The organism is Halomonas sp. PA16-9, assembly GCF_009728585.1.
GTDB lineage: Bacteria > Pseudomonadota > Gammaproteobacteria > Pseudomonadales > Halomonadaceae > Vreelandella > Vreelandella titanicae.
This window is the reverse complement of record NZ_CP040452.1, coordinates 506,484-517,851: the sequence shown is the minus strand read 5'-3', so window position 1 is coordinate 517,851 and position 11,368 is coordinate 506,484. Positions and strand designations below refer to the sequence as shown.

Genomic DNA, 11,368 nt, shown 5'->3' with positions numbered 1-11,368 from the left:
TCATGGATAAATCATCATCGCAACGCCTGCCGCCACTGAAACGCAACTGGTGGCTGAAACACCGCTTTTTTAAACTCTACATGCTGCGCGAAGCCACTGTGCTGCCGCTGGTGTTTTTCACGCTCTGCTTACTCGCCGGTATGGTTGCTCTTCTTCAAGGGGCAGAAAGCTGGCAGGGGTGGATCGCCTTTATGGGCTCCCCCATCGTATTAGTGCTGAATCTTCTAGCGCTGGCCGCCAGCCTGTTTCACGCCGCCACCTTCTTTGTGCTGTTCCCACGGGTAATGCCGCTGCGTATCGCCGGGCATAGCCTGCCTGATCAGGCTATTGTTGCCGGGCAGTGGGCAGGGGTAGTGGCGGTCGCACTGCTGTTTTTCTGGCTATTCGGGAGGGCGTAATTATGGAAAAACTAGCCATGAATAAACCAAGCATGGGCAAAAACAGCGCTCAGCATAAACAAGCCTTTGATGAGCCGCTCTGGTGGGGGCTGTTTAGCGCGGGTGGCGTCTGTTTTGCCGTCTTTCTGCCTGCCGTGATTCTATTTATCGCCGTTCTACTGCCCCTTGGCCTGCTGCCCGCCGAGGTGCTGAGCTATGAGCGGGCATCGGCACTGCTGTTCAGTGTACCGGGCTTTCTGTTTGTGGGGGCGGTAGTTTGCTTGCCGCTTTTTCATGCCGCCCACCGCCTGCGCCATGGGATGTTTGATATCAGCGTGGGCAATGACGCACTCAACAAAAAGCTAATGTACGGTGGTGCTGCGCTGGTAAGCATTGTGGCGCTGGGTCTAGTCGTCGCAGGTATGCTGGGTTAAACGGCTCGCTGTCAGCATTTCGCCCCAACAGATAAGAAGAGATAGGCATGATTAACGGACTCACTGAAACGGAACTCTATGCGCCGGTAGAGTGGCAGGATCGCTCCGATGGCTATCAGGATATTTTGTACCACACCACTGCCGATGGCATTGCGCGCATCACCATCAACCGGCCCGAGGTGCGCAACGCCTTTCGCCCGCTGACGGTTAGCGAGATGGCCCAAGCGCTGAATCGCGCCCGCCACGACAGCTCTATAGGCGCCATTCTGCTCACTGGCGCAGGCGACAAAGCGTTCTGTGCCGGCGGTGACCAGCGCATTCGCGGTGACTATGGCGGCTACCAGGATGAAGAGGGCACCCACCACCTCAACGTGCTGGATTTCCAGCGCGATATTCGCACCTGCCCCAAACCAGTAGTGGCGATGGTGGCGGGCTACGCTATCGGCGGCGGCCACGTGCTGCATCTAATGTGCGACCTGACCATTGCCGCCGAGAACGCTGTCTTCGGCCAAACCGGCCCTAAAGTCGGCTCTTTTGATGGCGGCTACGGCGCCTCGTATATGGCGCGCATTGTGGGTCAGAAAAAGGCCCGGGAAATCTGGTTCCTGTGCCGCCAGTACAGCGCCGCCCAAGCGCTGGAAATGGGGCTAGTCAACCACGTGGTGCCGCTAGACGAGCTAGAAAAAGAGAGTGTGCGTTGGTGCCGCGAGATGCTGCAGCATAGCCCTATGGCACTGCGTTGCCTGAAAGCTGCACTCAATGCCGATTGTGACGGACAGGCCGGGCTTCAAGAGCTGGCGGGTAACGCCACCATGCTCTACTACATGACCGAAGAGGGGCAGGAAGGGCGTAACGCCTTTAACGAAAAGCGCCGCCCGGATTTTTCCCGCTACCCGCGTAACCCGTAATGCAGCTGGCGCTTTACCGCTACTCCCTCCCGTTCCGTCAGCCGCTAATGTTTAAAAGAGAGCGGTTGGCGAACAGAGAAGGGCTGTTAGTTTCCATTAACGGGCAGTGGGGCGAGATTGCCCCGCTACCTGGCTTCTCAACGGAAACCCTGGCGGAAGCTGAAGCCGAAAGTCTGGCTTGTTTGGCTGCTTTGAGCCGAGGCGAAATAGTCTCCCCAACGCTGCCATCGGTGCAGTTTGGGTTTGACTGCGTCCAACGCTCTTGGCCACTCAATCTTCCTGAGCCTTTGCCGCCCTACCCACTGCTCCAGGGTGCACCTGCCGCGCTGATCCAGTCTCTTTCAACCACCGATTGGCAAGCCTCGCTACCGTCTCGGCTCAAGCTGAAAGTGGCACGCCATGCTATGGAGGAGGAGCTGGCGCTGATTGAACAACTTGCCGCTCGGCTGCCCACCACCAAGCTGATTTTGGATGCCAACGGCGGCTGGACGCGGGAAGATGCCCAGCGCTTCTGTGAGCGCCTCCCCTTAAACAGATCGACTACCTGGAAGAGCCCTGCGCTGCCTTTGCTGACACCATCGCCGTGGCAGAAGCAACGGGGGGGGCCATTGCCCTGGATGAAACGCTATCCCGCCGGGAAGAGTGGTACTGCCACCCACAGCTCAAAGCCTTGGTAATCAAACCCACGCTAATCGGCTCGCTAAGCGACTGCGAAGCACTCGTTCAACGGGCACGGGCGGGTAATCTTCGCGTGGTGGTCTCCTCCAGCTTTGAATCCGGTCTAGGCCTTGTGCAGCTTGCCCGCCTGGCAAGCGAGTGGGCGCCTGATGAGCCGCCTGGGTTGGATACCGGCCATTGGCTTGCCGGACGTGTGACTAATCTAGCGGGTGAGGTGATGACAGAAAACGTGCACTGTCTTTCTAAAATGGAAAATTTAGCGTGATAGATACCTGCCCCATTCACTACTGGGCCAAAGAGACCCCTGAGCATATTGCGGTAGAGGCTGGCTCCGTGTGTCTTAGCTACCGAACGCTTAATCGCCGGGTGGCGTCTTTAACGCAGCAACTGAAGCGCGCAGGTTTTGTGCCCGGTGATCGCTTAGTGGTGCCCGCCAAAGGCTCGCTTAAATCCTTGCTGCTGGCGTGGGCCTGTCTGCGGGTTGGGGTTGTTTTCTGCCCGTTTAACCCAGCATTCCCTGTTACCCAGCAGCTCAATTTAGCTGAGCGCTTGCAGGCTGGCCGCGTCTGCCAAACGGAAAGTGACAATGATTACTCTTCACAGCTAACCTCTTCACCGCTAACGCCGATCACCCTGGATTTCCTGGCGGAAGCTGGCTCAGGTGAGTCGCCAGCGCTCGATGGCAGCCAGCTGTGTAACACCATTTTCACCTCTGGTTCCAGCGGTACGCCCAAGGCGGTGCTACATCGTGTGGCCAATCATTTAGCCTCCGCCCGCGGTTCGGCGTCGCTGATTCCCGTTGATCAGAACAGCGGTTGGCTACTGTCGCTGCCGCTGTTTCATATCGGCGGCTATGCGATCCCGTTTCGCGTCTTTCTCGCCGGTGGGCGGGTGATCCTCGACGATGCTCCCGATACGCTGGCGGAGCGCCTTGAGCAGCAGGCGATTAGCCATCTTTCCCTGGTGCCTACCCAGCTTTGGCGGCTGCTGAAAGCGGGCTTTACGCCCCAGCGCACCCAACTACGTGAGCTGTTACTAGGCGGTGCGGCGATTCCAGCACCGCTGGTGGCGAAGATGACATCACTGGGGCTGACGCCGAAGGTTAGCTATGGGCTGTCCGAGATGGCCAGCCAGGTATGCACTGGCATACCCACCGCTCCGGGCGTCGTCGGTAAGCCGCTGCCAGGTCGTGAGGTCAGAATAGTCGAGGGTGAGATACAGGTACGCGGCGAGACTCTGTTCTGCGGCTATTTGAATAACGGCAAAATGAATCCAGGTCTCAATAACGAAGGCTGGTTTGCTACCCGTGACAAAGGACACTTCACTTCGGAAGGCGCGTTGGTGGTGGAAGGGCGGCTCGATAACGGTTTTATCTCCGGCGGTGAGAATATTCAGCCAGAAGCTATTGAGCAGCGCTTGGTTGATCACCCTGGCGTTGCCCAGGCGTTGGTTGTAGCAGTGCCCCACCCCGAGTGGGGCGAGCGCCCGGTGGCGTTTATCGATTGGCACGGTGAGGCCGTCCAAGAGCAGGCGCTAAACACCTGGGTGCGTGAGGCACTGCCCGGCTTTATGGTGCCCGACGCCTGGCTAGCCTGGCCGCCAGGAGTGGGCTTTAAACCCTCCCGCACGCGGTTTGCTGAGCTGGCGCGGGCACGCGTGAATTTTACCGTTTAGCGGCGCAACCCATTGGTGACTTAATACCTATTCCGCTAGGCCAGCAGCGTCCAGCATGGCGTGGAGCAGAACGTTACAGCCTGCATGAATGTGTTCCGGCGTGGCGCTTTCGATCTCGTTGTGGCTAATGCCGTCCTTGCAGGGAATAAAGATCATTGCCGCGGGGGCTACGCGGCCCACAAACATTGCATCGTGGCCCGCGCCGCTGATGATATCCATGTGTGATAGGCCGAGCTTCTTCGCTCCTTCACGCACCGCATCAACACATTCTTTGTTGAAGTGTTCCGGGGCAAAATCCGCTGTGGGCGTTAATTCATATGCCAGCCCGTGGCGTTGGCAAATGTCTTCCACGGCGGCGGCCACCGCCTTGCCCATTGCGATAAGGGCTTCAGGCTCCCAGTGGCGCATATCCAGAGTCATTTTAACCTGGCCGGGAATCACGTTACGTGAACCGGGGTGCAGCGTCATACAGCCCACTGTGCCACGGCCGTGGGGCTGATGTTCAAAGGCGATACGGTTGAGCGCTTGGGTGACTTCGGCTGCGCCCATCATGGCATCCCGACGTAGGTTCATCGGTGTAGGGCCTGCGTGGGCTTCAAGTCCAGTCAGCGTTAAGTCGAACCACTTCTGCCCAAGTCCGCCGATAACCACACCAATAGTGGTGTCGGTATCTTCCAAAATCGGGCCCTGCTCAATGTGTGGTTCAAAGTAAGCTTTGATCTCATCTGGCGAGACGCTGTCGCTGCCACGGTAGTGAATGGCGTCCAGGGCATCGCTTACCGTGACGCCATCGGCGTCGGTGCGCGCCATCATGGCATCAAATTCCAGCTCGCCGGTAAATACGCCGGAACCCATCATGCAGGGCGGAAAACGGCAGCCCTCTTCGTTAGTCCAGGCTACGACTTCGATTGGGGATTGCGTGGTGATGTTGTGCTGGTTAAGGGTGCGGATCACTTCCAGGCCAGAGAGCACGCCGAAGCAACCGTCGTACTTGCCACCGGTAGGCTGACTATCAAGATGGCTACCGGCCATAACGGTTTTGGCGGTTGGATCGCTGCCTTCCCTACGGGCAAAGATATTGCCGATATTATCAATGCGAATAGTGCAGCCCTCGGCACGGCACCACTGGATAAATAGGTCACGTCCCTGGCGTTCTAAATCGGTAAGCGCCTGGCGATTAACGCCGCCCTTAGGGGTGGCGCCTAGTTTGGCCATCTCCATTAGTGCTTCCCAGAGGCGGTCACTGTCAGTGCGCAAATCAGCTGTAGCGATTTTCGGTTCAGCAAACGAGTTCATATGACTTCCTTTTATTGAGCACGGAGGAAGCTGGCGACCCCGATTTTTGGCTCATTGCTAGAGTAGAGATAAAAAAGCCGACGTTACGTATAGATTCTCTAACGTGAACAAAAGAAAAGCATAATTTTATAAACGTGTTTGCTGGCGCATGCTGAGACCAAGTCTTATAGCGATGGAGCTGGACAGCATGTTTGGAATAAAAAGCAAAACGAAGCCTGAAGCATCGAGCTCTTCTATGGAGGAGGTGTCTTCTAAAACGGCACTTAATCAGCACTACTGGATGCCGTTTAGTGCCAACCGCGACTTCCATGCCAACCCGCGTGTGATCACCGGTGCGGAAGGGCGCTACTACATTGATGACCAGGGTCGTAAGCTGTTCGATTCACTTTCCGGGCTATGGACCTGCGGCGCGGGCCACAACCGTGAAGAGATTCAAAAAACCGTAGCGGCGCAGCTAGGTAGCCTCGACTTTGCGCCTGGCTTTCAAATTGGCCATCCGTTGGCGTTTAAACTGGCGGAAAAGGTGGCCAGCCTTACGCCAGCCGGACTGGATCATGTGTTTTTCACCAATTCGGGGTCAGAAGCCGCAGATACCTCGGTCAAAATGGCCAAGGCTTATTGGCGGCTAAAAGGTAAGCCAGAGAAAACGCGCATGATTGGCCGCGCCAAGGGCTACCACGGGGTAAACATTGGCGGCACCAGCCTGGGTGGGATCGGCGGCAATCGCAAACACTACGGCCAGTTGATGGATGTAACCCACCTGCCACACACCCTCCAAGCGGGTCACGCCTTCACCCGTGGCCAAGCGGAAACCGGTGCCGAGCTTGCCGATGCATTGCTCGATCAAATCGCCCTACATGATGCTTCCACCATTGCTGCGGTGATTGTTGAGCCGATGTCCGGCTCGGCGGGGGTGATCGTTCCGCCGAAAGGTTACCTGGATCGGCTGCGTGAGATCTGCACTGCCCACGACATCCTGCTGATTTTTGACGAAGTGATTACCGCCTTTGGGCGTAGTGGAGCAACCACCGGTGCGGAAGCCTTTGGTGTCACGCCGGATATCATGAACGTGGCGAAGCAGATCACTAACGGCGCAATTCCCATGGGCGCGGTGATCGCGTCCAGCGAGATTTTCGATACCTTTATGCACGCCGGTGGCCCCCAACATGCCGTTGAGTTTCCTCATGGCTACACCTACAGCGCCCATCCGGTGGCCTGTGCGGCGGGTCTGGCGGCGCTTGAGATGATGGAGCGTGAAAACTTCCCTGCTCAGGTCAGCGCCATCGCACCTACCTTTGAGCAGAAGCTACACGCCTTGAAAGGCCGCAATCACGTTGTCGATATTCGTAACTACGGCCTAGCTGGTGCCATTCAGCTAACGCCCCGGGAAGGCGACCCAACGATCCGTCCCCGCGATGCCCACATGGCGCTCTGGGAAGCAGGCTTCTACGTGCGTTACGGCGGCGACACGCTGCAATTCGGCCCTCCCTTTGGCACCACCGAGGCCGAGCTAGAGCGGCTGTTCGACGCCGTGGCCACCACCCTGGATTCGTTAGCCTAAGATTCGCTGGCATAACCGACTGACCTAAATTTCAGAGAGTTTAAATATGAGTGTTGTTTCCCATCTGATTAACGGCGAGTTAGTTGAAAGTAAGCGTACGCTGGATGTCACCAACCCCTCCACCGGCAAAGTGATTCGCCAAGTGGCGGATGCCAATGCCGCCGATGTAGAGCGCGCCATTACCGCCGCCCAAGAGGCGTTTCCCGCCTGGCGCGATACGCCGCCCGCCAAGCGTGCCCAGGTGATGTACCGCTTTAAGCAATTGCTCGAAGATAACGCTAACCGCTTGGTGCAACTGGTCAGTGAAGAGCACGGCAAAACTCCCGAAGACGCCATGGGCGAACTCAAGCGCGGCATTGAGAACGTCGAGTACGCCTGTGGGGTGCCAGAGCTGCTCAAAGGAGAGTATTCCCACAATGTAGGGCCGGGCATTGATGCCTGGTCAAACTTCCAGCCATTGGGTGTGGTGGCAGGTATCACCCCGTTTAACTTCCCCGCCATGGTGCCGCTGTGGATGTACCCCATGGCGATTGCCTGCGGTAATACGTTTATATTGAAGCCTTCGGAGAAAGACCCTTCGGCGGCCATGGCAGTAGCCGAACTGCTTCAAGAAGCGGGGCTACCCAAAGGTGTAATGAATGTAGTCCACGGCAGTCGCGAAGCGGTGGAAACGCTGCTGGATGCCAAGGCCGTTAAAGCCATTTCCTTTGTCGGCTCCACGCCAGTGGCTGAGGCGATCTACTCTCGTGGTTCCGCCGCGGGTAAGCGCGTTCAGGCGTTAGGTGGGGCGAAGAACCACGCCGTGGTGCTGCCGGATGCCGACCTGGAAAACGCCGCCAACACATTAATGGGCGCAGCGTTTGGTAGTTGCGGCGAGCGCTGCATGGCGATCTCGGTAGCGGTATGCGTGGGCGACGAGACCGCAGACCGTTTGGTTGAAACCCTACTTCCTAAAATCGCTCAATTAAAAGTCGGCCCCGGCACCAAGCGGGATCTGGATATGGGGCCGCTGGTGACCGCTGAGCACCGGGATAAAGTCCTCGGCTACATCGAAGATGGCGTAAAGGCTGGCGCGACACTGGTTGCCGATGGTCGCGACCTTCAAGTCTCAGGCTATGAAGAGGGCTATTTCGTGGGCGGCTGCTTGTTCGATAACGTCACCGCCGAAATGCGCATCTACCAGGAAGAGATCTTTGGGCCGGTGCTTTGCGTGGTGCGCGTGGGTAGCCTGGATGACGCCATGCACCTGATCAACGACCACGAGTATGGCAACGGCACTTGCCTGTTTACCCGCGATGGCGAAGCTGCCCGCCGCTTTACCGACGGTATCGAGGTTGGCATGGTGGGCGTGAATGTGCCGCTCCCGGTGCCCGTGGCGTACCACAGCTTTGGTGGTTGGAAGCGCTCGCTGTTTGGGGATCTTCACGCCTACGGGCCGGACTCGGTGCGCTTCTATACTCGCCGCAAGGCGGTCTCCCAGCGCTGGCCGTCGGTGAGCGAGGCCACCCGGGCCGAGTTCTCGTTCCCCAACAATCAAAGTTGACGTCTTAGAGTAACTAGGACATCTTCTCAGCACCGTCGCTCTGCGATGGTGCTTTTTTTGGTGCGTACTTCAGACGTATAGGGACGAGAACAGCGTGGCGAGAACCCAGGACGAAATTCGGCAAACCAACGTAAAAAAGATTCTCCAGGCGGCAGAGCAGTTGTTTGCCGAAAAGGGCTATGCAGGTGCTTCCATGGGCGAAATCGCACAACTGGCAGAGATCCCCAAGTCCAACGTGCACTACTACTTCTCGACCAAAAATGCGCTGTATCAAGATGTTCTGTTAGAGCTTCTCGAGGTGTGGAAACAGGACGCGCTCTGCTTCGAGCTCTACGATGATCCTCGTGTCGTGCTTTCCACCTATATTCGCGCCAAGATGAACCACTCCCGCAACCGCGCCCACGGCTCGAAAGTCTGGGCGGCCGAAGTCATGCAGGGCGCGCCGATTCTTAAGGAGCGCCTGCGCGACAATCTTTACGAATGGGCCAAGCTTAAGGAGTCGAAAATTCGCGAGTGGGTCGAGTCAGGTCAAATCAACCCCGTCGAGCCTTCCTACCTTCTTTATATGATTTGGGCCTCCACCCAGCACTACGCTGATTTTGACTACCAAATCTACCTGCTCAACGACGACCAACCGCTGGACGACTTGCAGTTCGAAAAGGCTGTGCAGTCGGTGACCTCGGTGATTTTGCGCGGGATTGGATTGACGGCGTGAGCAGCATTCAACGACTGAGCTGCACAGACGTATCAAACTTATGCCGCTTACGCGACAGTAGCGTGCGGAACTTGCGCAGGTTGTCGTCGCCATAGAGCACGCGATCACAAAAGCTGTCGTACTCATCTAAATCAGCGACTGTCACGATCAATACAAAATCACACTCTCCGGTTACCTGATAGCACTGCTTCACTTCAGGGGCGCTCAGCGCTGTTGTTAAAAAACGCTGGTAGAGTGATTTGTTATCCCGCTCCATGGTGACTTCTACCACCATGTGCAAGCACTGCCCCAAGGCGTCAGGATTGAGTAGTGCTACCTGCTGCTCAATGATTCCAGCGTCGCGTAATCGATTAACGCGCTTTAAACAGGCAGAGGGTGAAAGCCCTATCTCGTCCGCTAGCGCTTGGTTGGTCAGGCTGGAGTTACGCTGAAGTTGGTCAAGGATTCGTCGATCAATGGCGTCCATGAAATAAAATGTCCTTTCTGAGCTCATAAAGAACGAATAGTGATTGTTAGTGCGGAATTGAAAAGAATATTCTGCGCCAGCCCCATTATCATAACCGTTGTTCAAATGATGGCAACGGGGGCTTGATGCAGATAAAAATTCATCATCTATTGGCTTGGGTAACTCACCTATTACAAGACGCGCTGCGCGTGTACCTGACGCTGCTCAAAATCCTGATTCCAGCGTTGCTTATCGTCAAAGGATTAGAGCTCTTGGGGGTTATCGGCTGGCTGGGAACGGTATTAGCTCCCTTAATGAGCATACTCGGTTTGCCCGAGCAGTTGGGCGTTGTGTGGGCGGCGGCGCTCTTTACCAACTTGTACACCGCCATTGCGGTATTTCTCCAAGTAGCTGGTGATATGCACTTGAGTGTCGAGCAAGTGACAGTGCTGGGTGCATTAATGCTGGTAGGGCACTCAATTCCTGTTGAGGGGGCCGTTGCCAAGCGCGCTGGCGTACCTTGGTGGGCTACGTTAGTCCTGCGCGTAGGTGGGGCTTTGCTGCTTGCTTGGCTCTTGCACTGCTTCTATTCGTATTTTGGTTTGTTGCAAGCGCCAGTAGCATTGGTATGGCAACCAAGCTTGTCGACAGCGCCAACGCTAAGCAGTTGGGCTATTGCACAGCTTGAAACGCTAGCGCTTATCTTTGTGATTATTTTAGCGCTGATTGTGCTCCTAAAACTTCTGAAAAAGCTCGGCCTGGAGCGCTGGATTCATCTTGGTTTGCTACCGCTACTCAAGCTATTAGGCATTGGCCGTTCGGCAGCTAATGTAACGGTGATTGGTTTTACGTTGGGATTAAGCTATGGCGCAGGGCTGCTGATTCGGGATGTGCAGAACGGGGTGCTTAGCAAGCGTGATAGCACGCTTGCACTGTGCTTTCTCGGCCTCTGCCATAGCGTTATAGAAGACACGCTGCTGATCTTGATGCTCGGGGCCGATATAGCGGGCATCTTGTGGGCAAGGCTACTCTTTGCCGTTATTGTCACCGCGATGATTGCCCGTTGGCCCGCAGCCACAATCAATAGGGCGCTACACCGGCTGCCGTAAGCGTAAAATGGATAGGCCCAATCCGATAAAAGCACTGCCCATCAGGCGATTGACCCATGTCACCCGCGAGCGACTGCTCAGCCAGCGGGCGAGATGCTTGGCAAGGGTGCCGTAGGTCATCAAGGTGACAAAGGAGAGTGCCATGAAGGTGCTTACCATGATGGAGAACTGAGGAAGCAAAGCGCGCTGCGTATCCAGAAACTGTGGAAACAGGGCAGTGAAGAACAGGATCGCCTTAGGGTTGCTCATGGCGACCAGTATGCCTTCACTGACAGTGCGCCATCTGGGAGTGGGTTTTGCCGGGCTGGTTGAGACCGCAAGGGAGGTGTTGCTGCGCCACTGACGAATGCCCAGGTAGATCAAGTAGGCTGCGCCGCCCAGTTTAAGCAGGTTGAACAGCACTTCCGAGGCGTTCAACACCACCCCCAGCCCCAAGACTGCTGCACTGGCCAGTATGAGTAGGCCAGTGATATTGCCCAGCGACGAAAGCGCCACGCGTTTGGCTCCTCCTGCCATGCCATTGCGCACCGCGACTAGAAAAGCGGGCCCGGGGCTGGCAATGCTGACTAGTGCCACGGCAACAAAAAGCAACCAAGTGGAAAGCAGCATGGGCGCATCTCCTGACGGG

The 11,368-nt window shown here is 56.6% G+C and carries 11 protein-coding genes and 1 pseudogene; 9 read left to right on the top strand and 3 right to left on the bottom strand.

Annotated elements, in window-relative coordinates; translation table 11 throughout:
• The first annotated feature begins 2 nt into the window (after positions 1-2).
• The 5 genes and pseudogenes from FDY98_RS18800 (at position 3) to menE (ending at position 4,071) form a co-directional block, all read left to right on the top strand.
• Positions 3-398, top strand: a complete 396-nt coding sequence (locus FDY98_RS18800; RefSeq protein WP_027957065.1) for a fumarate reductase — start codon at positions 3-5, stop codon at positions 396-398.
• Positions 399-415: 17 nt separating this feature from the next.
• Entirely contained in the window at positions 416-811 is a 396-nt protein-coding gene (frdD, locus tag FDY98_RS18795) for a fumarate reductase subunit FrdD (RefSeq protein WP_231500587.1), read from the top strand.
• A gap of 47 nt (positions 812-858) precedes the next feature.
• Positions 859-1,719, top strand: a complete 861-nt coding sequence (gene menB, locus FDY98_RS18790) for a 1,4-dihydroxy-2-naphthoyl-CoA synthase (protein WP_009285921.1) — start codon at positions 859-861, stop codon at positions 1,717-1,719.
• Positions 1,719-2,662, top strand: a pseudogene (menC, locus tag FDY98_RS18785) (o-succinylbenzoate synthase). The gene menB and the pseudogene menC overlap by 1 nt, the downstream one beginning before the upstream one ends.
• Positions 2,659-4,071 (top strand): o-succinylbenzoate--CoA ligase, encoded by a 1,413-nt coding sequence (menE, locus tag FDY98_RS18780; RefSeq protein WP_027957062.1) that lies wholly within the window; start codon positions 2,659-2,661, stop codon positions 4,069-4,071. The pseudogene menC and the gene menE overlap by 4 nt, the downstream one beginning before the upstream one ends.
• A gap of 27 nt (positions 4,072-4,098) precedes the next feature.
• Here menE and FDY98_RS18775 read toward each other — a convergent pair whose 3' ends face one another.
• The gene (locus tag FDY98_RS18775; protein ID WP_027957061.1) at positions 4,099-5,367 is read right to left on the bottom strand and encodes a Zn-dependent hydrolase; all 1,269 of its coding nucleotides are present in this window, start codon (positions 5,365-5,367) and stop codon (positions 4,099-4,101) included.
• Between the two features lie 187 nt (positions 5,368-5,554).
• Here FDY98_RS18775 and FDY98_RS18770 point away from each other — a divergent pair, with 187 nt between their 5' ends.
• From FDY98_RS18770 to FDY98_RS18760, 3 genes are all read left to right on the top strand, one after another.
• Positions 5,555-6,928: an aspartate aminotransferase family protein gene (locus tag FDY98_RS18770; protein WP_027957060.1), complete on the top strand. Its 1,374-nt coding sequence runs from the start codon at positions 5,555-5,557 to the stop codon at positions 6,926-6,928.
• Positions 6,929-6,974: 46 nt separating this feature from the next.
• Positions 6,975-8,471, top strand: coding sequence for a CoA-acylating methylmalonate-semialdehyde dehydrogenase (locus tag FDY98_RS18765; protein ID WP_027957059.1), 1,497 nt, complete (start codon positions 6,975-6,977; stop codon positions 8,469-8,471).
• Positions 8,472-8,565: 94 nt separating this feature from the next.
• Positions 8,566-9,186: a TetR/AcrR family transcriptional regulator gene (locus FDY98_RS18760; RefSeq protein ID WP_027957058.1), complete on the top strand. Its 621-nt coding sequence runs from the start codon at positions 8,566-8,568 to the stop codon at positions 9,184-9,186.
• 7 nt (positions 9,187-9,193) lie between these two features.
• Here FDY98_RS18760 and FDY98_RS18755 read toward each other — a convergent pair whose 3' ends face one another.
• Entirely contained in the window at positions 9,194-9,652 is a 459-nt protein-coding gene (locus tag FDY98_RS18755; RefSeq protein WP_027957057.1) for an Lrp/AsnC family transcriptional regulator, read from the bottom strand.
• Between the two features lie 125 nt (positions 9,653-9,777).
• Here FDY98_RS18755 and FDY98_RS18750 point away from each other — a divergent pair, with 125 nt between their 5' ends.
• Positions 9,778-10,740 (top strand): nucleoside recognition domain-containing protein, encoded by a 963-nt coding sequence (locus FDY98_RS18750; RefSeq protein WP_035538744.1) that lies wholly within the window; start codon positions 9,778-9,780, stop codon positions 10,738-10,740.
• Here the strand turns inward: FDY98_RS18750 and FDY98_RS18745 are convergent.
• Positions 10,723-11,349, bottom strand: coding sequence for a LysE family translocator (locus tag FDY98_RS18745; protein ID WP_027957055.1), 627 nt, complete (start codon positions 11,347-11,349; stop codon positions 10,723-10,725). The genes FDY98_RS18750 and FDY98_RS18745 overlap by 18 nt on opposite strands.
• Positions 11,350-11,368: the final 19 nt, after the last annotated feature.

Coding starts and splice junctions, on each gene's coding strand:
- FDY98_RS18750 (WP_035538744.1), top strand. CDS start 9,778: ATGCAGATAAAAATTCATCATCTATTGGCTTGGGTAACTCACCTATTA.
- FDY98_RS18770 (WP_027957060.1), top strand. CDS start 5,555: ATGTTTGGAATAAAAAGCAAAACGAAGCCTGAAGCATCGAGCTCTTCT.
- frdD (WP_231500587.1), top strand. CDS start 416: ATGAATAAACCAAGCATGGGCAAAAACAGCGCTCAGCATAAACAAGCC.
- FDY98_RS18765 (WP_027957059.1), top strand. CDS start 6,975: ATGAGTGTTGTTTCCCATCTGATTAACGGCGAGTTAGTTGAAAGTAAG.
- FDY98_RS18775 (WP_027957061.1), bottom strand. CDS start 5,367: ATGAACTCGTTTGCTGAACCGAAAATCGCTACAGCTGATTTGCGCACT.
- FDY98_RS18800 (WP_027957065.1), top strand. CDS start 3: ATGGATAAATCATCATCGCAACGCCTGCCGCCACTGAAACGCAACTGG.
- FDY98_RS18755 (WP_027957057.1), bottom strand. CDS start 9,652: ATGGACGCCATTGATCGACGAATCCTTGACCAACTTCAGCGTAACTCC.
- FDY98_RS18745 (WP_027957055.1), bottom strand. CDS start 11,349: ATGCTGCTTTCCACTTGGTTGCTTTTTGTTGCCGTGGCACTAGTCAGC.
- menB (WP_009285921.1), top strand. CDS start 859: ATGATTAACGGACTCACTGAAACGGAACTCTATGCGCCGGTAGAGTGG.